This window comes from Streptomyces spinosisporus (assembly GCF_022698145.1).
GTDB classification, from domain to species: domain Bacteria; phylum Actinomycetota; class Actinomycetes; order Streptomycetales; family Streptomycetaceae; genus Streptomyces; species Streptomyces spinosisporus.
Genome location: NZ_JALDAX010000006.1, coordinates 338939 through 360385, shown reverse-complemented (window position 1 = coordinate 360385; position 21447 = coordinate 338939). Strand labels below are relative to the sequence as shown.

Below are 21447 nucleotides of genomic sequence, written 5' to 3'. Positions count from 1 at the left end.
GGGAACGTCATGAAGCACAACAAGGTCGGCTCCGTGATGAGCACGGAGGTCGTCCGTGCCGAATACGGCACCCCGTTCAAGGAGGTGGCGCGCCGGCTCGGCGAGCACCGCATCAGCGGACTGCCGGTGGTCGACGAGGACGACAAGGTCATCGGGGTCGTCTCCGAGACCGACCTGATGGCCCGCCAGGCGGACACGCCCGATCCCTACGAGCCGAAGAAGCACTTCCGGCCGGTCGCCCTGACCCGGGGTGCCAGGAGGCGGGCCGCGAAGTCCAAGGCGCGTACGGCCGGGCAGTTGATGACCGAACCGCCCGTCACGGTGCACGCCGACGACACGATCGTGGAGGCCGCCCGGACCATGGTCCAGCACCGCGTGGAGCGGCTGCCCGTCCTCGACGAGGCGGACCGGCTGGTGGGCATCGTCACCCGCCGTGACCTGCTCACGGTCTTCCTGCGGCCCGACGAGGAGATCCGCACCGAGATCGTCGAGCAGATACTGGTGCGCGCCCTGTGGCTGCCGCCGCGCAGCATCGATGTCGCGGTGATGGAAGGCGTGGTCACACTCACCGGTCACGTGGAACGCAAGAGCGAGAAGGAGATCGCCCTGTCCATGACCCGGCAGATCGACGGAGTCGTCGCCGTGGTCGACAAGCTCACCTTCCGGCTGGACGACGCCAGGATCCAGCCCCAGGAACAGGCCCTGCACGGCGTGGCCGACGACTGGCTGCGCAGGCTGTGAGAGGAGGCGGACCGACATGCCCCGCACCGTGCTGGTCGCCTACGGGACGACCAACGGATCCACCGCACAGATCGCTGAGACCGTGGCCGAGGTGATGTCCAAGGAAGGACTGACCGCCGAGGCGCGACCCGCGGCATCGGTCGACGACGTGACGCGCTACGACGCCGTCGCGGTCGGCGGCGGGCTGTACGCAGGACGCTGGCACAAGGACGCCCGCCGGTTCGTGCGCCGCAATCGGCGCGAACTCACCGGACGCCCGCTGTGGTTCTTCAGCAGCGGCCCGCTGGACGCCTCGGCGTCCGAGAAGGACATCCCGGCCGTCCCCGGTGTGCGGCGCTCCATGACCCGGCTCGACGCCCGGGGGCACGTCACCTTCGGCGGCTGCCTGCAGGAGGGCGCCAAGGGACGCATCGCCCGGATGATCGTACGCAACGGAAAGGGCGGCGACTTCCGCGACTTCCCCGCGATCGAGGCGTGGGCGGCAGGGGTCGCCGGCGAGCTGATCGAGGAGCGGGGGAAGAACTGACCGCCGCAGCACGGAGTCCACGGTCACGGGGCGGCCGTCCGCCGGCGACACGACGTACGCCGTGAGCAGGCCCGGCCCCCCACGCGGGTGAGGTGGCGTACCGACCGTTCGTACCGTCGAGCGCGCCCTCGACGGCATGCGATGCGCATCGCCCGTATTCTTCTGCCACTTCAAGACCGCTGTCGGCGAATCGGCTCGTACCCGGTCCAGCCCATACTCGTCCAGGAGCCGTCGGTTCAGGACGGGATCCCGGTGCTCGTCGAGGTACTTCATCGGTGTGAGAGATCGAGCCGGACGTCCACGACCCCCTCCACCGCCCGCACTGCACGGGCCACGACGGGCACGAGGGTCCGGTCGGGCAGGGAGCCGCCCAGCGTGACCACACCCTCGGACACGCTGACGGTCAGGGGAGTGACGACCGGGAGTTGGTCGAGCACGCTGCGGCGGACCTCCGCGGCGATCTCCTGGTCGTCCCGGAGGAACACCTTCAGCAGATCACTGCGGCTGACCACGCCCTGGAGCAGGCCGACCCCGTCCACGACGGGCAGCCGCTTGACGTGCCGGCGTGCCATGATGCGGGCGGCCTCGGCGAGCGTGGCGTCGGCGTGCACGGTCACGGCGGGGGCGCTCATCAGCTCGCCCGCGGTCACCGCGAGGGCCTTCCTCCGCTCGGCGGGGTCTCCGTCCTCGATGTCCCTGAACTCCTCCTTGGCCATGAGATCGGCTTCGGAGACCACTCCCACGACTCGACCCTCGCCCGCCAGGACGGGCACGGCGCTGACCTTCCACTGGTCGAGCAGCTCGACGATCTCCTTGAAGGGCGCCTCGCTGCCGATGGCGACGACGGTGTGCGTCATCACGTCGCTCACGGTGTAAGGGTGTTCAGACATCGCGGCCTCCCGAAGCGTGTTCCGAGTCATGCACGACAGTGAGGTCGAGGAAGCGGGTGGAGCACGAGATGCACGGGTCGATGTTCCGGACCGCCCGCTCGCACAGCGCCGTCAACTCAACGTCGTCCGGGTCGTGTTCGCCGATCGCACGCGGGGCCAGCCGACGCAGGACGTCCTCGGTCGCGTGCTGGTTCTGTGCCGTGGGCGGCACGAGCAGGGCGCACCCGGGCAAGTGCCGGCGCGTCGGTGCGCAACCGCACGGCGAAGCGGACGCGGTGCGGTACACGAACGGCCGGAAGCCGACGCCCTGGACGATGCCCTGCCCGCGGAGGCGCCGCACGGTCATGCCGGCCTCCTCCTCGCGGTGCCCCGGTGCCGGGGCGATCTCGGACTCGACGGCCCGCACGAGCGGCTCCACGGCCGCCTGGACGGCGGGGGGAGAGGCAGGTGCTCGGCGAGGTGTCGGCGCCCTCCACGGCGTACACGACGAGATGCCCGCGCAATTGGCCGGGCACGCACGCGAGTTCGACCGCCTTCCGAGGCCAGGCCCGTGCGAGCTGGTGGCCGGTGGCTGCGCCACGTGCCCGCCGTCGCAGGTGACCGCCACGGTTCCCGGTGGCAGCGGTCGCCGCGTGACGCGCTCGCGCAGCCGGGCGAGCACGGCCCAGCCCACGCCGTCGTCGCGCCGGAACGCGTTGGCCACGCCGATGACGGCGATGCGTGCGGTCGTCCTCATGGTCCTCACGGTGCGCCGACGCCGTCGGACCGCGCATGGGCCGAACGACCCCAGGACCGGGGCCGACCCTCCCGGGTCAGGAGGGCACGACGGCGACCGGGCACCGAAGGTGTTCCAGCAGCCGCCGTAGCGTGGAGCCCGGAGCCGACTGCCGCCCGATCACGGCGAGTTCGGCGCCCTCCGAAGTGTGCCGGAGTGCGTCGGAAGGAGTGAACAGCAGGACGTCCTCCAGCACGGCGACGTCCGGATACTTCCTGCGCCACGGCCGCAGCGCATCGGACAGCAACTGCACCTCGTCGTCCTCCCAGGACGCGCGGTCCTCCTCCAGGGGCGGCAAGGGCGAGGCCTCCGCCCGGTCGGGCAGCTTCCAGGAGTGCACCGCGTGCACGCGTGCGCCGCGCAGTCCGGCGGCCTCGAAGGCGAAGTCGAGCGCGGCGGCCGACGGGTCGCGGACGTCCACGCCGACGGTCACACCGGTGGACCGCCCGGGGGGTGGCTCGCAGGGTTCCGCGCAGGGAACGAGGACCACCGGCGCCGCCGACTCCGCGGCCACGGCGGCCGCTGTCGAGCCCACCGCGAGCCCGGCCCCACCGCCCTCGCCGCGCCGGCCGAGCACCAGCACCTCCGCGTCCTTGCCCACGGCCAGCAGCGTCGGGGCGGGCGCGCCGGTGATGATCTCGGCGCCCGCCTGCAACGTCCGGTGCCGTTCGGTCAGTTCGGCCACGACATGATCGGCGACGGCCTCGGGCCGGTACGGCCACTGCTCCACGGGATCCATGGACGGCGGCGGCACCACGTGCACCACCCGCAGAGCCATTCCCCGCAGCCGCGCCTCCCTGGCGGCCCAGTCGGCAGCGGCACGGCTGCGCGCCGAGCGGTCGACGCCGACGATGATCTCTCGTTGCATGGTGCGCCGCCTTTCGGACCGTAGGTGCACCTCACCTTTCTCCCTCAACCCGCCGGTGCGCAGGGGCCGAACGGTCCAGGTTGCAGACCTGGCGGCCCATACTCGCCACCGGCCCACGGGACGACGCTGGTGATGAGGAACAGCCCGAGCGCTGGAGGTGCGCATCATGCTTCCGCCTGTAGTCGCCGCAGTCGACGGATCCGCCGAGAGCTTCGCCGCCGCGGAGTGGGCCGCCCGTGAAGCGGTACGCCGCGACCGGCCGTTGCGGCTCTTCCACGCCTGGAACTGGCACCCCCGTCAAGGGGACGGCGAACTGGCCACGGCCGCCCAGCGACACCTCGCCCGGCGGTTCCTGCGCGAGGCGGAGAACCGCGTCCGCCGTGCCTGCCCCGATGCCCGCCTCGTCCCGGACCAGCTGGTCGAGGGGCCTGCCACCGCCGCACTGCTGAAGGCCGCCGACGAGGCCGACCTGCTCGTGCTCGGTTCGCGGGGACTGAGCGGCTTCACCGGCTTCCTGGTCGGCTCGGTCGCGCTGGGTGTCGTGGCGCGCGCCGCCCGGCCCGTCGTCCTCGTCCGGGCTGGTGAGGAGGCCGCCGACGAGCACTTCCCGGACAGCGACGGAAGTGCGTCCACCCTCACGGGCTACCGGGACGTCGTCCTCGGCATCGACCTCGGCGACCCGTGCGACGAGGTGATCGGGTTCGCCTTCGAAGAGGCCCGGCTGCGCGGAGCACGGCTCAAGGCCGTGTACGGGTGGCAGCAGCCCGGCCCGGTCGGGCTCGGCGCGGGTGATCTCGGCCTGGTGGACCCTGCGCGACGGGCCGGGGAATGGCTCGGCTTCCTGACCGCCGTCCTGCAGACGTGGCGCGACAAGTACCCCGGGGTCGAGGTCGCCGAGACCGTGACCGAGGGCCGCCCGCAGTCCGTGCTGGTGAGGGCCGCCTCAGGAGCGAGTCTGCTCGTGGTCGGCCGCCGTGTCACCGAACGCCCCGCGGGCCCGCGCACCGGCCCCGTCACCCACGCCGCCATCCACCACGTCGACTGCCCCGTGGCCGTCGTACCCCACGTCTGAGAGGCCACCATGACCAAGCCGACGAAATACGTGTACGCCTTCGCCGAGGGAGGCCGCGACATGGCCGCGCTGCTCGGCGGCAAGGGCGCCGGACTCGCCGAGATGACTCGGATCGGACTGCCCGTCCCGCCCGGGTTCATCGTCACCACCGACGCCTGCAAGGTCTATCTGGCCACCGGCCAGGAACCACCCGAACTCGGCGTCGAGGCGGCTCAGGCCCTGGCCGGCCTGGAGCGGGCCATGGGCCGCACCCTGGGCGCCCCCGACGATCCGCTGCTCGTGTCCGTGCGCTCCGGCGCCCGTTTCTCGATGCCCGGCATGATGGACACCATCCTCGACATCGGACTCAACGACGAGTCCGTCACCGGGCTCGCCAAGGCGTCCGGGCAGGAGCGGTTCGCCTGGGACTCCTACCGTCGGCTCATCCAGATGTTCGGCCACACCGTGATGGGTGTGGACGGCGACCTGTTCGAGCAGGCCATCGCCACCCACACAGCACACGACCACGACCTCGGCATCGCCGAACTGGCGCATCTCACCGAGGAGTTCAAGGACATCATCCGCCGGGAGACCGGCGAGGACTTCCCGCAGGAGCCGGCCGACCAGCTCTCCCGCGCCATCCGCGCCGTGTTCGACTCCTGGAACACCGAACGCGCCCGCGTCTACCGTCACCGCGAACACATTCCCGACGACCTCGGTACCGCCGTCAACGTCCAGGCGATGGTCTTCGGCAATCTGGGCCCGGACTCCGGCACCGGTGTCGCCTTCACCCGTGACCCCGCCACCGGTGAGCGCGGTGTGTACGGGGACTACCTGCCCGACGCACAGGGCGAGGACGTCGTCGCCGGCGTCCGCGACGCCCTGCCCCTGAGCGAGCTGAGGACGCTCGACCCCCGCGCCTACGTCGAACTCGGTGACCACCTGCGGACGTTGGAGAACCACTACCGCGACCTGTGCGACGTCGAGTTCACCGTGGAACGCGGAAAGCTGTGGGTCCTGCAGACCCGGGTCGGCAAGCGCACCGCCGAGGCCGCCTTCCGTATCGCCCACGACCTGCGCGAGGAGCATACGATCACCGCGGACGAGGCGCTGGTGCGCGTCGACGGTGCGGAGCTGACCCGCCTGATGTTCCCCCGCTTCGACGTGAGGACCACCGACCGGCCCCTCGCCCACGGTGTGCCCGCGTCGCCGGGTGCCGCGGTCGGCGCCGTCATCTTCGACTCCGCCGAGGCCGTACGCCGTGCCGCGGCCGGCGAACAGGTGGTCCTGGTCCGCCGGGAGACCACCCCCGACGATCTGCCCGGCATGATCGCCGCACAGGCGGTCCTCACCAGCCGGGGCGGCAAGACCAGTCATGCCGCCGTGGTCGCGCGCGGCATGGGCAAGGTGTGCGTGTGTGGCGCGGAGGAGCTGGCCGTCGACACCGCCGCCCGGCGGTTCACGACTCCGTCCGGTGCCGTGGTCCGTGAGGGCGACGTCGTCTCCGTCGACGGCACCGCGGGCACCGTGCATCTCGGAGCCCTCCCCCTCACCGCCTCCGACGTCGGACGCGCGCTGGAGACCGGCGCCGCCACGGACACGCTCACCGAGGCCGTCCTCGGCGCCCTCGCCCATGCCGACTCCGTACGCCGCCTGGAAGTGCGGGCCAACGCCGACACCCCCGAGGACGCCGTGCGCGCCCGTGCACTCGGAGCGCAGGGCATCGGCCTGTGCCGTACCGAGCACATGTTCCTCGGAGAGCGCAGGCAGCTGGTCGAGGCGATGATCCTGGCCCGCGACGACGCGGCACGCGGTCGGGCGCTGGACGCCCTGCTGCCGCTGCAGCGGGCCGACTTCACCGCCATCCTCGAGGCCATGGACGGACTGCCGGTGACGATCCGGCTGATCGACCCGCCGCTGCACGAGTTCCTGCCCGACCGTACCGACCTCGCCGTCCGCCTCGCCCGCACGGGCCACCCGGACCCGCACGACCGCGAACTGCTCGCCGCCGTCGAGCGGATGCACGAGCAGAACCCGATGCTGGGGCTGCGTGGCGTCCGCCTGGGGCTGGCCGTGCCGGGCCTGATGGCCATGCAGGTACGGGCGATCGCCGAGGCCGCGACGCAGCGGCTGCGCGACGGCGGCTCACCACGCGCCGAGATCATGATCCCGCTCGTCGGAACGGTCGAGGAGCTGCGCCTGGCACGCGCGGAGGCGGAACTCGTGCTCGGTGAGGTGGAGAACGAGACCGGTACACCACTGCAGTGCCCGATCGGCACGATGATCGAACTGCCGCGGGCCGCGCTCACCGCGGGCCGCATCGCCGAGGCAGCCGACTTCTTCTCCTTCGGCACCAACGACCTCACCCAGACCACGTGGGGCCTGTCCCGCGACGACGCGGAAGCCTCCTTCTTCCCGCTCTACATCGACAAGGGCGTCTTCTCGGTGTCGCCCTTCGAGACCATCGACCGGGAGGGCGTGGGCCGACTCGTGGAGCTGGGCGTCGAAGCGGGCCGTGCCGTCAACCCACGTCTGGAGACCGGCGTGTGCGGCGAGCACGGCGGCGACCCGGACTCCATCCACTTCTTCCACCGGGCGGGCCTGGACTATGTCTCCTGCTCGCCGTTCCGGATCCCGGCGGCGCGGCTGGAAGCGGGCCGCGCGGCGCTGACCGGGACCACCGGGAGCAGCGACACGAGGTGAGTCCGCCCCCAGGAAGCGAAGGAGTCAGCGAAGGAGTCAGCGATGACCATCACCGGCGACTGGTACAACGAGTACGGCTCGCACATGCGGATCACGGCCGACCCGACCGGCTGCATCAGGGGAACCTACGTGTCGGGCGCCGGGCACGCGGTGGGTTCGTACCCGCTGGTGGGCCGCTATGAGACGGCCGCCTTCCCGGACCACGGGACCCCGCTCGGCCGGACGGTGGCCTGGCGCAACGGGAAGACCGACGCCTGCTCCGTGACCAGCCGGAACGGGCAGTACTACGCGGATGGCGGGGAGCGGATCTGCGTGACCTGGCTGCTCACGGCGTCCGCGACCGAGGCCAACACCTGGGAGGCCACGGCCGTCGGGCAGGACGTGTTCACCCGTGAACCGCCTTCCCGCGAGCAGGCCGAACGGCGTCTGCGGCAGGCCGGTGTCACCTCCCACCCGCACACCCTCAGCCTCGACGAGGTGACGCCGGTGTGAGGCACAGGTCATGCCGCACGGCCGTCGACGGACGCCGAGACGCGGCCCGGTCCCTTCGGGGACGGGGCCGCGTGCGGCATGTGCCCGCGCACCGTCAGGCGATGGTGACGCTCTCGTCCAGGTACACGTCCTGGACGGCGTGGAGGAGTTCGACGCCTTCGCGGGTGGGCCGTTGGAAAGCCTTGCGGCCGGTGATGAGGCCGGTGCCGCCGGCCCTCTTGTTGATGACCGCCGTCCGCACGGCCTGGGCGAGATCGTCCTGGCCGGCCAAGGCGCCACCGCTGCTCGGTGGTCAGCTCGCCGTACAGGAGCGGGTGGGTCTTGTCGAAGTCCAGCGCCCGGAAGCCGCTGTTGGTCTCCGGCTGCTTCTGCTTGACGATGTCGGCCTCGATGGTCACACCGAGACGCGGAGTTGCGCAGGTGGCACCACAGCACGGTGAACATGCCCGGTGCTGGACACTGCCGAGCATGACCTGGTCGTAGTGATTCGGGACGACGATGTTCTTCGGGTCGAGGTAGCGGGGGTCGGGCGCGAACGCGGAGGCCGCGGAGTGCTCGATGCCCTGGTCGACCGGCAGGATCGACATATATCCCGTGCCGGCCAGGATGTCGATCATCGTTTCTCCCCGAGAGGCGCTGAAGCGGATCAGCCGAAGAACACCTCGAATTCGTCGTACAACGACGGGTGCACCACCTTGGTCCGGCCCCTGGTCTCGTCGAGAGGGACACGGACGATCTCGGTGCCGCGCAGGGCCACCATCGTGCCGAAGGCGCCGTCGTTGACCGCGTCGACGGCGTGCAGCCCGAAGCGCGTGGCCAGCCACCGGTCGAAGGCGCTCGGTGTGCCGCCGCGCTGGATGTGGCCGAGGACCGTGGTGCGGGCGTCCGTGCCGGTGCGCTGAGAGATCTCCTGGGCCAGCCACTCGCCGATCCCGGACAGGTGCACATGGCCGTACTCGTCGCGGGTCCGGTCCTGGAGGATCATCTGTCCCTCCTTGGGGACCGCTCCCTCGGCGGCGACGACGATCGGTGCGTAGTTGGTCCTGAAGCGGTTCTTCACCCACGTACAGACCTGGTCGATGTCGAACGGCCGCTCCGGTACGAGGATCACGTTGGCGCCGCCCGCGACGCCGGCGTGCAGGGCGATCCACCCGGAGTGCCGGCCCATGACCTCCACCACGAGTGTGCGCATGTGCGACTCGGCAGTGGTGTGCAATCGGTCGATGGCCTCCGTGGCGATGCCGACCGCCGTGTCGAAGCCGAAGGTGTAGTCGGTGCCGGCCACGTCGTTGTCGATGGTCTTGGGCACGCCGACGAGCGGGACGCCCTGACGGCTCAGCTCGGTGGCCGCACCGAGGGTGTCCTCGCCGCCGATCACGACGAGTGCGTCGACGCCGTGCGTGGCAAGGGTGTCCTTGATCCGCCGCACTCCGTCCTCGTGCCGGTACGGGTTGGTGCGGGAGGAGCCGAGGATGGTTCCGCCGCGCGGCAGGATGCCCCGCACGGCGGCGATGTCCAGCGGCACCGCCTTGTCCCGGAGCGCGCCGAGCCAGCCGTCCCGCAGGCCGATGAACTCGAAACCGTACTCCTGGGTGCCCTTGCGCACGACGCTGCGGATGACGGCGTTGAGGCCGGGGCAGTCTCCACCGCCGGTCAGCACTCCGATCTTCATGGCTTCCTCCCGACAGAAGAGCTCCTGGAGAGCCATGGGGCCTCTCTCTCCATCATGGGCTCCGTCGCTCCCGGCGGCGACCGGCCCACGACCCGCCATCGAGGACCTTCGGCCACATGACCTCCTGCGGCGGACGTCCGATCATGCAGACGCCGACGGCGGATGCTCAGACGGTCTCTCACCTGGTCGCGTCCTGCGGAGGCTGCACGCGGAGCGAGGTCGTGTTCTGCTCGTGGCCGAACCGCGCGCCGGTGTCGGCCGAGAAGCAGTGGACGGCGTCCGGACGCACGGTGACGCGCAGTGCCGCGCCCTTGCCCCGGGTCGGCCGACCCGGAAGACGCACGACCACCGGGGTGAGGTCCTGGCCGACCTTCGCGGTCGTGTGCAGGCAGGCGACAGCGCCGGTGTCCTCGACCGCGTCGACCACGAGCTCCAGTCGGCGGTGAGCGGCAGCCGGAAGAGGTTCATCGCGGGCGACCCGATGAAGCCGCCGACGAACGTGTTCGCCGGGTGTGCGAAGACGTCTTTGGGCGTGCCCACCTGCTGCAGCACGCTGCCCCCCCATGGCGCCCGGTACGCGTGTGGCCGGGGCCGGAACGCCGGACGCTTCCCACCGCTCGTCAGTGAACCCGCACGCCATGTCCGCGAAACTGCTCCCGCACCCGCTCGACCGACGCCGGTGTGGGGCTCGGGGTGTCACGCAGCCGGAACGGCAGGCCGAGCGCCTCGTACTTGGCGGCGCCGAGCTTGTGGAACGGCAGCACCTCCACCCGGTCGACCGAACCGAGCCCGGCGACGAAGCGGGCAAGGCCCTCCACGGACTCCGGCTCGTCGGTCCAGCCGGGGACCAGGACGTATCTGATCCACATCGGGACACCGAGCCGGTCGAGACGAGTGGCGAAGTTCAGGGTGGGCGAGAGCTCACCGCCCGTCAGCCGCCGGTAGGTCGTGATGTCGAAGGACTTGATGTCCAGCAGGACCAGGTCGGTGCAAGCGAGCAGCTCGTCGGAGGCGCGGGCGCCGAGGAAGCCGGAGGTGTCGAGCGCCGTGTGCAGATGGGCCTCCTTGCAGCGGCGCAGGATCTCGCCGGTGAAGGCGGGCTGCAGCAGCGGCTCGCCGCCCGTGACGGTCACCCCGCCGCCGGCCGTGGTGATGAACTCCCGGTATTTCTCGATCTCCGCCATCACCTCCTCTACGGTCGCCACCCGTCCGTCCCGCATGTGCCAGGTGTCGGGGTTGGCGCAGTACAGGCAGCGGAGCGGGCAGCCGGAGACGAACAGGACGAACCGGGTCCCGGGGCCGTCCACGCCGGTGGACAGGTCCCAGGAATGGATCCGGCCGGTCCTCGTCGTCGTACTCACAACGATCCGTGGAAGGTACGGCTGATCACGTCCAGCTGCTGCTCACGGGTGAGCCGGACGAAGTTGACCGCGTATCCGGAGACCCGGATCGTCAGCTCCGGGTACCGCTCCGGGTGTTCCATGGCGTCCTCCAGGGTGGCCCGGTCGAGCACGTTCACGTTCATGTGGAAGCCCCCTGCGGCCATGTAGCCGTCGAGGATGCCGACCAGGTGCCCGGCACGCTCCGCCGGGTCGTGGCCCAGTCCCTCGGGCGTGATGGTCGTGGTCAGGGAGATGCCGTCGCGGGCCTGCGCGTACGGCAGCTTGGCCACCGAGAGCGCGGAGGCGGCGACCCCGTGCCGGTCGCGGCCGTTCATCGGGTTGGCGCCGGGCGCGAAGGGCTGTCCGGCGCGACGGCCGTCGGGAGTGTTTCCGGTGTGCTTGCCGTAGACGACGTTGGAGGTGATCGTCAGCACGGACTGGGTGTGCTCGGCGTCCCGGTACGTGGGGTGCTTGCGCACCTTCGCCATGAAGGACTCGACCAGGCCCACGGCGATGCTGTCGACGCGGTCGTCGTTGTTGCCGTAGGCCGGGAAATCGCCCTCCGTGCTGAAGTCGACGGCGAGGCCGGTGGCGTCCCGGATCACTTTCACGCGCGCGTACTTGACGGCGGACAGGCTGTCCGCGGCGACCGACAGACCGGCGATCCCGCAGGCCATGAAGCGGTGTACGGGATGGTCGTGCAAGGCCATCTCGAGGCGCTCGTAGGCGTACTTGTCGTGCATGTAGTGGATGACGTTCAGCGTGTTGACGTACGTCTCGGCCAGCCAGTCCAGGACCCGGTCGTACGCCGCCGACAGCTCGTCGTAGTCCAGGTACTCCCCGGTCAGTGCGGGCGCCGCAGGTGCGACCTGGTCGCCGGTCATCTCGTCCCGGCCGCCGTTGACGGCGTACAGCAGCGCCTTGGCCAGGTTGACCCGCGCGCCGAAGAACTGCATCTGCCTGCCCACCGCCATCGCCGACACGCAGCAGGCGATCGCGGTGTCGTCCCCGGTGCACGGGCGCATCAGCTCGTCGGACTCGTACTGCACGGCGCTGGTGTCGATCGAGACCTGGGCGCAGAACTCCTTGAAGCCGGCGGGCAGCCGCGGCGACCACAGCACGGTGAGGTTGGGCTCCGGGGCGGGGCCGAGGTTGTAGAGGGTCTGCAGGAAGCGGAAGGAGGTGCGGGTGACCAGCGTCCGTCCGTCGTCGCCCATGCCACCGATGGATTCGGTCACCCAGGTCGGGTCACCGGAGAAGAGGGCGTCGTACTCGGGAGTGCGCAGGAACCGCACGATCCGCAGCTTGATCACGAAGTCGTCGATCAGCTCCTGGGCGCGGGTCTCGTCGATGAGCCCGTCCGCCAGGTCCCGGTGCAGATAGACGTCGAGGAACGTCGAGGTGCGGCCCAGGGACATCGCGGCGCCGTTCTGCTCCTTCACGGCGGCGAGATAGCCGAGATAGAGCCACTGCACGGCCTCCTGGGCGGTGACGGCGGGGCGGGACACGTCACAGCCGTACGTCGCCGCCATCCGGGTCAGCTCGTCCAACGCCCGCAGCTGCTCGGCGAGTTCCTCGCGGTCTCGTATGACATCGGAGTCGGACGGGCACGCGTCCAGCCGGGCCCGCTCGGTCCGCTTCGCCTCGATCAGACGTTCCGTGCCGTACAGCGCGACCCGGCGGTAGTCGCCGATGATCCGGCCGCGGCCGTAGGCGTCCGGGAGGCCGGTGATGATGCCGGCCTTGCGGGCGGCACGCATCTGTGGGGTGTAGGCGTCGAAGACGCCGTCGTTGTGCGTCTTGCGGTAGGTGCCGAAGACCCGCGTCACGAACGGGTCGGGCTCGTACCCGTACGCCCTCAGGCCGCTCTCCACCATCCGCAGACCGCCATGGGGCATGATTGCCCGCTTGAGCGGGGCGTCCGTCTGCAGGCCGACGATCAGCTCGCGCTCGCGATCGATGTAACCGGGGGCGTGCGAGGTGATCGTCGAGGGCGTGGCGGTGTCGACGTCGAGGACGCCTCTGCGCCGTTCCTCCGGGAACAGTGCGCTGACCTTCTCCCAGACGGTGCGGGTGCGGTCGGTGGGCCCGGTCAGGAAGGATGCGTCGCCCTCGTAAGGCGTGCAGTTGGTCTGGATGAAGTCACGCACGTCGATGCGCTCGCGCCAGCCGGATCCGGTGAAGCCCCGCCAGGCACGCGCCGTCCGGTTGTCCAGTGTCACGGTGACGGTCATCGCCGGTCGCCTCTCGTGCTCGTTCGTGCCCGCATGCTTCCGTCCTCTTCAGCCTCGCGGTCGGCGACCACGGACGGGAGTGCCGACCAGTGCCCCGGCACGGGCCGAACGGCCCCAGGGACCCCTGGACCCCCTCAGTGGGGGCGGACGGCCCATCCGGTCAGCGTGGACGGACGGGGACAGTTGCAGCGTCGGCGCACTGAACGTGGAGGACGGCACGATGTGTGAGTACTGCGGCTGCCAGGCACTGGAATCGATCGATCAGCTGACCCTGGAGCACGAGACGGTGGTGACGCTCGTCAGCCGGGTCCGCGACGCCTACCGCTCCGGTGAGGTCACCTACATGGCCGAGCTGGCCCGCGAGATCGCGTCCGTTCTGGGTCCGCACACCCGGGTGGAGGAGCACGGCCTGTTCCCGGCCCTGACGTCCGAATTCCCCGAGAAGATCGCCGCGTTGGAGGACGAGCACCGTCGCATCGAGGCGGTGCTCGCCGAGGCGAGCGGGCCGTTCCTGACCGATCCCGGCTGGCCCGACCGGCTGATCGAGACGCTCGACCTGCTGCGCGAACACATCCTCAAGGAGCAGGACGGCGTCTTCCCCGCCGCCCTGGCCTTCCTGAGCACCGAGCAGTGGGAGCACGTCGAGACCGTACGGGTCGAGGCTGGTACGGGCATACGACAGTCCACCTTGCCTGTCGATGGAGCCCCGGCCGGTCCCACTGCGAGGACCCCGTCTCCGAGCCGTTGACCGCCGCCGGACCGTTCGGCCATGTCACTCGTGCTGCCCGACGCCCACGAGGACTGTCCTCACCCCTCCCGCATCCACGCCCGCGTCCCGAACGACGCGCACGCCCGCGAGGCCACAGCCGTCGCCCCACGCAGGGCCTCGGCGAAACCCTCCGGCGTCAGGGAATCCCGGGCCGCGCGGTGGTGGGTCCGGGACGCGAGGTGATGGGCCAGGGCACCGTGCAGGAAGTCGCCCGCGCCCAGCGTGTCCGCCACGCGGACGGCGGGCACCTCCACCGTGCCGCCGGCGCCGTCGGGGCCCGCCCATACGAGGGGCCGGCCTCCGCGGCTGACCGCCCGCCAGGTCACCCCGTGCTCGCGCAGGAACTCCAGGGTGTCGGTCACCGAGTCGGCCACGCCCGGTGGGTGGAAGTCGGCCGAGCAGACGGCCACGTCGATGTACGGCAGCAGATCCGGTGTGCCGTCCTTCCAGCTGCCCGCGTCCAGGAGGGTCAGCCGGCCCGCGGCGCGCGCGGCGTGGGCGGTGGCCAGCGCCAGTTCCATGTGGTGGCCGTCGAACTCGACGACGTCGCTCGCCGCCACGAGCGCGTCGAGCTCGCGGGGCGGGGCGAGCCGGTGGCCCGTCGCGTTGGTGGAGGCGACCGCTCGCTCCCCGCTGGACGCGGTCACCAGAATGGAGGACACGGCGGGCGGCTCGGCCGAGTCGGCCGCCAGATCGGTCACGGTCACGCCCAGTGCTTCGAGGTCGGCGGTGGCCGCGAGGCCGAGCGGATGGGATCCGACCGCGGTGAGCAGCCCGGCCCTGCCCCCCAGATGGCCGAAGGCCGCTGACGCGTTCGCCGCGGGACCGCCCGCGGCCACGACCTGCTCACGGGCCGTCAGCTTCTCGTCGGACGCCGGTACACGGTCCACCAGCTGGATGACATCCAGGGTGCACAGGCCCACGAACAGCCCGACAGGCCGCTCGCTCGCCATCGGCTCCACCCGCGCACACCTCTCTCTGCCCGGACCGGCGGTTCTCTGCCCGGACCGGCGGTCTTCCCGAATCTGCGGTCAGTGTACGAACCCGCCGCGAACGACAACACCGCCGTACCGGAACGCCCGTTGGGCGGTACCTGACGTGCGGTGCGGCCGGGCCGGGGTTCAGATGGATGACGTGCGTAGCTCTATATCCCCCCAGCTCGGCCGCTCACGCCGGCGTCTCGTCGCCGCCCTGACCGGCTTCCTCCTCGCCCTCTCCGGACTGCCGGCGGCGTTCGCGACGACCGACGCCGCGGCAGCCGAGCCCGACCCCGTCCCGTCCCCCGTGCCCCTCCCCGCCCCCGTGCGCGGCAGCGCGTACATGGGCATGGGAGTACGGGCCCACGACGGGATCGCCGCCTCGCCCGACGACATCGCCCCGACCGCGAGGGTCACCCAGGCCGAGGGCGTCGACGTGGCCAGCTACCAGGGCGATGTCGCCTGGCCCACCCTGTGGAGCGGCGGCGTCCGATGGGCCTACACCAAGGGCACCGAGGGGACGTACTACACGAACCCCTACTTCACCCAGCAGTACAACGGCTCCTACAACGTCGGCATGATCCGCGGCGCCTACCACTTCGCCACACCGGACACCACCAGTGGCACCGCGCAGGCCGACTACTTCGTCGACCACGGCGGCGGCTGGTCCAAGGACGGCAAGACGCTGCCCGGCGCCCTCGACATCGAGTGGAACCCGTACGGAGACGCCTGCTACGGCAAGTCCAAGACGGCCATGGTCAGCTGGATCCGTGACTTCCTGAAGCGCTACAAGGCCCGCACCCACCGTGACGCCGTCATCTACACGGCCACGTCCTGGTGGTCGTCCTGCACGGGCAACTACAGCGGCTTCGGCGCCACCAACCCTCTCTGGATCGCCCGCTACGCCTCCTCGGCGGGGACGCTCCCGGCGGGCTGGAAGACGTACACGATGTGGCAGTACACGTCGTCCGGCCCGACCGTGGGCGATCACGACCGCTTCCACGACACCGCCGACAAACTCCGTAAGTTCGCGACCGGTTGAGACTGGTTGCGACCGGTTGAGACCGAACAGGGCGTCGGCGGTCAGGCCGTGGCGGCCGTCCGGGAACGGAGCATCCGGCGGACGGCGTCCGAGCGTTCGAGGAGTGTCTTGCGGACGACCGGGGCCACCTCCTCGGCGGCCCGCCGGGCGGTCTCGATGTACGCGTCGTCGACGGAGAACGGCGCGAACAGACGGCCGGCGAAGACCATCGCCGGGATCATGCCGCCCTGGTCCAGCCGGGGGAGCACCTCCAGATAGCGCTGGGCGTACGGGGCCAGCAGGGCGTCCTGATCGGGGCGCCAGAAGGCCGCCATCACCTGACCGACCGCATGGACGGGGACGGCGCGGTCCACGACGACCCGCTGCCACACCTCCGCCTTGGCCGCGGCGTCGGGCCGGGCGGCCCGCACGGTGAGGGCGCGGATCCAGGCGTCGGGATCGGGGTCGCGCGCGAGCAGACGGTCGGTCTCGGACGTGACGTCCCCGCCGAGCTCCGCCTCGCGGACCAGGGCGCGCCAATGCAGGTCCACGTCGTCGCCCGCCTGTTCACGCAGCCAGGCCAGGTCGTCGCCGGCGGTCGCGGTACGGGCCAGGCCACGCAGGGCGACCTGGCGGCGGCCCGGATCGGCGGCGAGGCGCCGGCACACGGCGGCCAACTCCGCGGTGAGGGCGGGGCGTTCGGCGGGCGGAGCCCACAGTTCGGCGATGTCGGCGGCGAGTGTCAGCAGGGGCTCGATCACCGCGTCGGAGCTCTCGACCGCGAGAATCCCGGTGAGACAGCGCCCGGCCTCCACCGCCGTGGCCTCACCGGTCGTCAGCATGTCCCAGACCGTCGCGGCGGCCACGCCCCGGGAGATGGGGGTGGGCAGTTGGGCCGCCGTGGAGAGGAGCACGTCCCGGGTGGCGTCGTCGGGGCGGGCCGTGGCGAAGGTCAGATCGTCGTCGTTGATCAGCAGCAGGTCCGCGTCGGCCGGGAGGCCGGTGACGGCGGTACGGGCCCCGGTCACCTCGACACGGGCCAGCGCCGTACGCTCCAGCGCCTGTCCGTCGCGGCGGTAGGCACCGACGGCGAGCACCTGCGGACGCGCGGTGTCCGCGGCCACCAACGTGACCTGCTCACCGTCCCGTTCGAGGACGAACCGGTCGGTGCCGGCCGTGGCGAGCCAGGCCGTGCGCCAGGCGTCGAGGTCGCGCCCACTGGCCTCGGACAGGGCGTCGATGAGGTCCTGGAGGGTGGTGTTGTGCCAGGCGTGACGGGCGAAGTAGGCGGCCATGCCCGCGCGGAAGTGCTCTTCGCCGACGTACGTCATGAGCTGCTGGAGGACGGAGGCGCCCTTGGGGTACGTGATGTTGTCGAAGATCGACGCGGCCTGGGCGACGTCGTGGATGGGCTGGTGGATGGGGTGCGAGACCGGGCCCTGGTCGGCCAGATACGCCTTGAGCTTGTCGCTCACCAGATGGCCCGCCCAGGCGTCGGTGTAGCGGGTGGCGCCCTCGGCGGCCCAGTGGCAGGCGAACTCGGCGAACGCCTCGTTCAGCCAGAGGTCGTCCCACCAGCGCATGGTGACGATGTTGCCGAACCACATGTGCGCCATCTCGTGCAGCAGCACGACGGCCAGCAACTCCCGCTCGGCGGGCGTCGGATCGGCCCGCTGCAGGAACCCGTCCGACCAGGTGACACAGCCGTAGTTCTCCATCGCGCCGCCGAACTCGGGCATGAACACCTGGTCGTACTTGCGCTGCGGGAACGGCATCGCGAAGGCCTCGGCGTAGAAGGCCAGGCCCTGCCAGGTCAGGGTGAAGATCTCGTCGGCGTCGCGGTCGAGGACGTCGGCGAGCGAGCGGCGGGCGTAGAGGCCGAGGTCGTGGCCGTCGATCTCGCGGCGCAGTTCGTGGAACGGGCCCGCGTTGACGACGGTGTTGTACACGGCGAGCGGGGGAGTGTCGGGGAAGACCCAGCGGCGGGCCTTGTCCAGCTCCTCGACGCGCGCGTCACCGGAGTTGCTCGTGACGATCCACGTGGGCGGCGCCGTGACGGTGAAGGCGTGCGGGGCCTTGAGGTCGGGCTGGTCGAAACACGCCCACACGAACCGGGCCTCGTCCGGCTCGAAGCTCGTCCACACATACACCTCGCCGTCGGCGGGGTCGACCGCCTTGTGCACGCCCTCGCCCGCGGAGGTGTCGGCCTGGACGCTCTCCACCCGCAGCACGTTGTGCGCGGCCAGGTCGGGCAGGGGGATACGGCCGTCGGCGGCGGGCCGGAGCGCGGTGCCGTTGAGCGTGGCGCTCACCACCTCGGCCGCACAGTCCACGAAGGTCTCCGCCCCGGGCTCACGGCAGGTGAAGGTCACCGTCGAGACGCAGCGGACCTCGGGTCCCTCGGGCAGCGCGGTGAAGTCGATGTCCACGTCGTACCGTTCGACAGCGACCAGCGCGGCCCGGCGCTCGGCTTCACCCCGGGTGAGGCTCCTGATCCCCATGCATCCTCCTTCGACAGACAGCGGGCGCAAGCGTATGCCGCAGAACGGTGAAGGACGCAGAGGGTTTTCCCTGGACCTGCGCGGCGCGCAGATCCGTACGCGTCAGCCGGGCTGACCGGGGACGGGCGAGAGGGTGCCCTCCGGCAGGCGGTGGCCGGTGCGGGACAGATGCGTGACGGCGGCGGCGAAGGAAAGGCAGTCGAAGAGGGCCGAATGCTCGTTCCCTGCGGAGGGCTTGGGGAGTTGGAGCATCTGCCAGAGGCGGCCCACGTTGGCGTTCGCGGTGACCGGCGCGACGCTGTTCAGCCACGGCCGGATGTTCAAGAAATGGGCGCCGAGGAAGCCGTTCTTGACCTCTTCGCCGCGAGCCCTGGCCCAGCCCACGTTCTCCCCGAGGACGACCATGTCGTTGCCGTAGGAGAGCACGGCCTGTCCTTTGCAGAAGCCGAGAAAGTCACCGAGCGCCTCGGCCGGGGTCAGCCCTTCCCGGTCGACGGTCTCCTGGTCGATCCCGGTGAGTTCGGTGAAGTAGGCGGACAGCCGGGGGTTGGTCACGGGCCGGACCAGCGCCTCGTACTCCTCCGCGACGGAGAAGTCCTCCCGCAGGCGCAGCGCGCCGATCTGCACGATTTCACGGAGCTGTCCGGGCGCCGCCCAGTCGTCCTCGAGTGCCCCGGGCCAGGTGGTGAATTCAAGATCGAACAAGACGAACGTACGCAACGAACCGGTCCCTTCCGACTGGGTTGTGGTCAGGCTAGTTGCTGCTCCCGCCCGTCCCGCACATACGTTTCCAGCGCGGCGGCCCCGGTCAGCAGCGCGCGGCCGCGGGCGGACAGCCGGGCGTGCCAGTCGCGCAACGTGGCCTCCAGCGGTTCCGGCCCGCCCGCCTCCCGTACATGGGCGATCAGCGGGGCGATCCGCTCCAACGGATAGCCACCACGCCGGAGTTGGTGGGCCAGCCGGGCATCCCGTACGGCTGCCTCGTCGTAGACGCGGTACCCGGTCTGCGGATCGCGCCGCGGGCTCACCAGCCCGGCCCGCTCCCATTTGCGCAAGGTCGCGGGCCGGATGCCGAGCTGCCTGGCCAGTGATCCGATGAACCGGTCGGACGCGGCCAGGCGCACGAAGCTGTCGGCCGCGGCGGGGGCCTCGGACGCCGCGAGGGGCTTCAGGTCGCGCAGGGCGCTCTCCACGGCCCGGAGGGTCGCGCGGTCGTCGAGGAGCTGGGCATGGCTCTCGTCGATGAGGCGGAACGCCTCCTCCGTGGCGTCCTGGTTCACCGCCCGCATGATCGACGCCGCCGTCCCATGGCCGTGACCGGGCACCAGGGCGAGGAAGGCGCGCAACGCCAGCGCATGCACGGGGGTGTAGGTGCGGTAGCCGTGGGGTGTGCGGCCGGCCGGCGGGAGGATGCCGGCCTCCTCGTAGTTCCTGACCGCCTGGGTGGACAGACCGTGCCCGCGCGCCAGATCCACCGGCCGCAGTCGTCTGCCACTTTGAAGGTTCCGGTCCATGCTCCTGCCGATATCGCGCGAAAGTTTCAATCGTGGGTTCAACGATAGCGTTCAAGGCATGGCTACTCACATCACGGACACCGTCCGTCCCGTCGAGGCCGCCGCCGTCATGGAGCTGCTCCCGGCGCGTCCGCGGCTGCTCGCCCTGGGCGAGCCCGCACATGGCGAGGACACTCTGCTCGGCCTGCGCAACGAGCTCTTCCGGCAACTCGTCGAGGAGGAGGGCTACCGGACGATCGCGATCGAGAGCGACTGCTTCAAGGGCCTGCTCGTGGACGACTACGTCACCTCGGGCACGGGCACCCTCGACGAGGCCATGGAGCACGGATTCAGCCACGGCTGGGGCGCCTTCACCGGCAACCGCGAACTCGTGCGCTGGATGCGCGCCCACAACGACGGCCGGCCCGAGTCCGAACAGGTCCGCTTCGCCGGGTTCGACGGCCCCCTGGAGATCACCGCCGCCGCGAGCCCCCGGCAGACCCTCACCGCACTCCACGCATACCTCGCGGACCGCCTGGACGCGGACCTGCTGCCCTGCACCGCGGAGACACTCGACGGCCTGCTCGGCAGTGACGACCGGTGGATCGACCCCGACGCGATGATGGATCCGGCCCGGTCCGTGGGGCAGTCGTCCGAGGCCGGTCGGCTGCGGCTGCTCGCCGACGACCTGGTCGCGCTGCTCGACACGCAGACGCCGTATCTGACGACGGCGAGCCCACGGGAGACGGCGAGTGCGCGGGAGACGGCGAGTGCGCGGGACGAGTTCGACCGGGCACGCCTGTACGGCCGCACCGCCACAGGGCTGCTGCGCTACCACCACTGGATGGCCGACACCTCACCGGCGCGCATGACACGGCTGTGCGCGCAGCGGGACCTGATGATGGCCGGCAACCTCCTCGCCCTCACCGAACGGGGCCCGGCACTCGTCAACGGCCAGAGTGCCCATTTCCAGCGGGAGTTGAGCACGATGCAGATGTGGCAGGGGCCGGTCCGGTGGTGGAGCGCCGGTGCGCTGGTGAGCGCCCGGCTCGGGGACGCGTACGCCTACGTCGCCACGGCCCTCGGCACCATCCGGCACCAGGGAGTGGACACCCCGCCACCGGACACCGTGGAAGGGCTCCTGTACGCACTCCCCGAGGACCGCTGCGTCATCGACCCCCGCCGTCTGGCCACCGCCCTCGGCGACACACCGCCCGCACCCCGCACCTCCCCGTGGTTCGGCTACGCCCCGCTCGACCCGGCCCATCTCGCGGACCGGGACGGCATCGTCTTCGTCAAGGACGCCACATAGAGCAGGCGACCACCTGGGACGATCCCGTTCGCCGGCCCGA

At 71.1% G+C, this 21447-nt stretch carries 20 protein-coding genes; 8 read left to right on the top strand and 12 right to left on the bottom strand.

Annotated elements, in window-relative coordinates; translation table 11 throughout:
• Positions 1-9 precede the first annotated feature (9 nt).
• Together MQN93_RS19035 and MQN93_RS19030 are read left to right on the top strand one after the other, a co-directional pair.
• Positions 10-741 (top strand): CBS domain-containing protein, encoded by a 732-nt coding sequence (locus MQN93_RS19035; RefSeq protein WP_242710440.1) that lies wholly within the window; start codon positions 10-12, stop codon positions 739-741.
• 16 nt (positions 742-757) lie between these two features.
• Positions 758-1267: a flavodoxin domain-containing protein gene (locus tag MQN93_RS19030; protein WP_242710439.1), complete on the top strand. Its 510-nt coding sequence runs from the start codon at positions 758-760 to the stop codon at positions 1265-1267.
• Positions 1268-1536: 269 nt separating this feature from the next.
• Here MQN93_RS19030 and MQN93_RS19025 read toward each other — a convergent pair whose 3' ends face one another.
• The 3 genes from MQN93_RS19025 to MQN93_RS19010 form a co-directional block, all read right to left on the bottom strand.
• On the bottom strand, positions 1537-2157 hold the full coding sequence (locus MQN93_RS19025; protein ID WP_242710438.1) for a CBS domain-containing protein: 621 nt from the start codon (positions 2155-2157) through the stop codon (positions 1537-1539).
• Entirely contained in the window at positions 2150-2893 is a 744-nt protein-coding gene (locus MQN93_RS44215) for a hypothetical protein (protein WP_308404345.1), read from the bottom strand. Before MQN93_RS44215 ends, MQN93_RS19025 begins: the two co-directional genes overlap by 8 nt.
• Before the next feature lie 76 nt (positions 2894-2969).
• A complete protein-coding gene (locus tag MQN93_RS19010) occupies positions 2970-3800 on the bottom strand; it encodes a universal stress protein (RefSeq protein WP_242710437.1) in 831 nt (276 codons plus the stop codon).
• Positions 3801-3966: 166 nt separating this feature from the next.
• Here MQN93_RS19010 and MQN93_RS19005 point away from each other — a divergent pair, with 166 nt between their 5' ends.
• Genes MQN93_RS19005 through MQN93_RS18995 form a run of 3 tightly spaced genes read left to right on the top strand, consistent with a single transcriptional unit; the run spans position 3967 to position 8046 of the window.
• On the top strand, positions 3967-4872 hold the full coding sequence (locus MQN93_RS19005; RefSeq protein ID WP_242710436.1) for a universal stress protein: 906 nt from the start codon (positions 3967-3969) through the stop codon (positions 4870-4872).
• A gap of 9 nt (positions 4873-4881) precedes the next feature.
• Positions 4882-7554 (top strand): pyruvate, phosphate dikinase, encoded by a 2673-nt coding sequence (gene ppdK, locus MQN93_RS19000; RefSeq protein WP_242710435.1) that lies wholly within the window; start codon positions 4882-4884, stop codon positions 7552-7554.
• 42 nt (positions 7555-7596) lie between these two features.
• Complete coding sequence (locus MQN93_RS18995; protein WP_242710434.1) at positions 7597-8046, top strand: avidin/streptavidin family protein; 450 nt, start codon at positions 7597-7599, stop codon at positions 8044-8046.
• A 94-nt stretch (positions 8047-8140) separates the two neighbouring features.
• Here the strand turns inward: MQN93_RS18995 and MQN93_RS18990 are convergent, their stop codons facing one another.
• From MQN93_RS18990 to pflB, 5 genes are all read right to left on the bottom strand, one after another.
• Positions 8141-8317 carry a hypothetical protein gene (locus tag MQN93_RS18990; RefSeq protein WP_242710433.1) on the bottom strand — a complete coding sequence of 59 codons (177 nt, stop codon included), beginning with the start codon at positions 8315-8317 and terminating at the stop codon, positions 8141-8143.
• Positions 8318-8692: 375 nt separating this feature from the next.
• The gene (locus MQN93_RS18985) at positions 8693-9718 is read right to left on the bottom strand and encodes a 6-phosphofructokinase (protein WP_242710432.1); all 1026 of its coding nucleotides are present in this window, start codon (positions 9716-9718) and stop codon (positions 8693-8695) included.
• A gap of 178 nt (positions 9719-9896) precedes the next feature.
• Complete coding sequence (locus MQN93_RS18980; RefSeq protein WP_242710431.1) at positions 9897-10145, bottom strand: hypothetical protein; 249 nt, start codon at positions 10143-10145, stop codon at positions 9897-9899.
• A 193-nt stretch (positions 10146-10338) separates the two neighbouring features.
• Complete coding sequence (gene pflA / locus MQN93_RS18975; protein WP_242710430.1) at positions 10339-11079, bottom strand: pyruvate formate-lyase-activating protein; 741 nt, start codon at positions 11077-11079, stop codon at positions 10339-10341.
• The gene (gene pflB / locus MQN93_RS18970) at positions 11076-13334 is read right to left on the bottom strand and encodes a formate C-acetyltransferase (protein WP_242710429.1); all 2259 of its coding nucleotides are present in this window, start codon (positions 13332-13334) and stop codon (positions 11076-11078) included. Before pflB ends, pflA begins: the two co-directional genes overlap by 4 nt.
• 220 nt (positions 13335-13554) lie before the next feature.
• Between pflB and MQN93_RS18965 the strand changes: the two genes are divergently transcribed.
• Positions 13555-14082, top strand: a complete 528-nt coding sequence (locus MQN93_RS18965) for a hemerythrin domain-containing protein (RefSeq protein ID WP_242710428.1) — start codon at positions 13555-13557, stop codon at positions 14080-14082.
• Between the two features lie 59 nt (positions 14083-14141).
• Here MQN93_RS18965 and MQN93_RS18960 read toward each other — a convergent pair whose 3' ends face one another.
• Positions 14142-15056: a PfkB family carbohydrate kinase gene (locus tag MQN93_RS18960; RefSeq protein ID WP_242710427.1), complete on the bottom strand. Its 915-nt coding sequence runs from the start codon at positions 15054-15056 to the stop codon at positions 14142-14144.
• A 172-nt stretch (positions 15057-15228) separates the two neighbouring features.
• Here MQN93_RS18960 and MQN93_RS18955 point away from each other — a divergent pair, with 172 nt between their 5' ends.
• Positions 15229-16122, top strand: a complete 894-nt coding sequence (locus tag MQN93_RS18955; RefSeq protein ID WP_242710426.1) for a lysozyme — start codon at positions 15229-15231, stop codon at positions 16120-16122.
• Positions 16123-16163: 41 nt separating this feature from the next.
• On the opposite strand, the gene pepN is transcribed toward MQN93_RS18955, so the two are convergent.
• The 3 genes from pepN to MQN93_RS18940 all read right to left on the bottom strand — a co-directional run bounded on the left by pepN (position 16164) and on the right by MQN93_RS18940 (position 20116).
• The gene (gene pepN, locus MQN93_RS18950) at positions 16164-18602 is read right to left on the bottom strand and encodes an aminopeptidase N (protein ID WP_242710425.1); all 2439 of its coding nucleotides are present in this window, start codon (positions 18600-18602) and stop codon (positions 16164-16166) included.
• A 102-nt stretch (positions 18603-18704) separates the two neighbouring features.
• Positions 18705-19322 carry an exonuclease domain-containing protein gene (locus tag MQN93_RS18945; protein ID WP_242710424.1) on the bottom strand — a complete coding sequence of 206 codons (618 nt, stop codon included), beginning with the start codon at positions 19320-19322 and terminating at the stop codon, positions 18705-18707.
• A 29-nt stretch (positions 19323-19351) separates the two neighbouring features.
• Entirely contained in the window at positions 19352-20116 is a 765-nt protein-coding gene (locus tag MQN93_RS18940; RefSeq protein WP_242710423.1) for a TioE family transcriptional regulator, read from the bottom strand.
• 58 nt (positions 20117-20174) lie between these two features.
• Between MQN93_RS18940 and MQN93_RS18935 the strand changes: the two genes are divergently transcribed.
• A complete protein-coding gene (locus MQN93_RS18935; RefSeq protein ID WP_242710422.1) occupies positions 20175-21407 on the top strand; it encodes an erythromycin esterase family protein in 1233 nt (410 codons plus the stop codon).
• The last annotated feature ends 40 nt before the right edge of the window (positions 21408-21447 follow it).

What these genes read in the sequence shown, in the direction of transcription:
- MQN93_RS19035 (WP_242710440.1), top strand. Translation starts at nt 10, where the DNA reads ATGAAGCACAACAAGGTCGGCTCCGTGATGAGCACGGAGGTCGTCCGT.
- MQN93_RS19030 (WP_242710439.1), top strand. Translation starts at nt 758, where the DNA reads ATGCCCCGCACCGTGCTGGTCGCCTACGGGACGACCAACGGATCCACC.
- MQN93_RS19025 (WP_242710438.1), bottom strand. Translation starts at nt 2,157, where the DNA reads ATGTCTGAACACCCTTACACCGTGAGCGACGTGATGACGCACACCGTC.
- MQN93_RS44215 (WP_308404345.1), bottom strand. Translation starts at nt 2,893, where the DNA reads ATGAGGACGACCGCACGCATCGCCGTCATCGGCGTGGCCAACGCGTTC.
- MQN93_RS19010 (WP_242710437.1), bottom strand. Translation starts at nt 3,800, where the DNA reads ATGCAACGAGAGATCATCGTCGGCGTCGACCGCTCGGCGCGCAGCCGT.
- MQN93_RS19005 (WP_242710436.1), top strand. Translation starts at nt 3,967, where the DNA reads ATGCTTCCGCCTGTAGTCGCCGCAGTCGACGGATCCGCCGAGAGCTTC.
- ppdK (WP_242710435.1), top strand. Translation starts at nt 4,882, where the DNA reads ATGACCAAGCCGACGAAATACGTGTACGCCTTCGCCGAGGGAGGCCGC.
- MQN93_RS18995 (WP_242710434.1), top strand. Translation starts at nt 7,597, where the DNA reads ATGACCATCACCGGCGACTGGTACAACGAGTACGGCTCGCACATGCGG.
- MQN93_RS18985 (WP_242710432.1), bottom strand. Translation starts at nt 9,718, where the DNA reads ATGAAGATCGGAGTGCTGACCGGCGGTGGAGACTGCCCCGGCCTCAAC.
- pflB (WP_242710429.1), bottom strand. Translation starts at nt 13,334, where the DNA reads ATGACCGTCACCGTGACACTGGACAACCGGACGGCGCGTGCCTGGCGG.
- MQN93_RS18965 (WP_242710428.1), top strand. Translation starts at nt 13,555, where the DNA reads ATGTGTGAGTACTGCGGCTGCCAGGCACTGGAATCGATCGATCAGCTG.
- MQN93_RS18960 (WP_242710427.1), bottom strand. Translation starts at nt 15,056, where the DNA reads ATGGCGAGCGAGCGGCCTGTCGGGCTGTTCGTGGGCCTGTGCACCCTG.
- MQN93_RS18955 (WP_242710426.1), top strand. Translation starts at nt 15,229, where the DNA reads ATGGATGACGTGCGTAGCTCTATATCCCCCCAGCTCGGCCGCTCACGC.
- pepN (WP_242710425.1), bottom strand. Translation starts at nt 18,602, where the DNA reads ATGGGGATCAGGAGCCTCACCCGGGGTGAAGCCGAGCGCCGGGCCGCG.
- MQN93_RS18940 (WP_242710423.1), bottom strand. Translation starts at nt 20,116, where the DNA reads ATGGACCGGAACCTTCAAAGTGGCAGACGACTGCGGCCGGTGGATCTG.
- MQN93_RS18935 (WP_242710422.1), top strand. Translation starts at nt 20,175, where the DNA reads ATGGCTACTCACATCACGGACACCGTCCGTCCCGTCGAGGCCGCCGCC.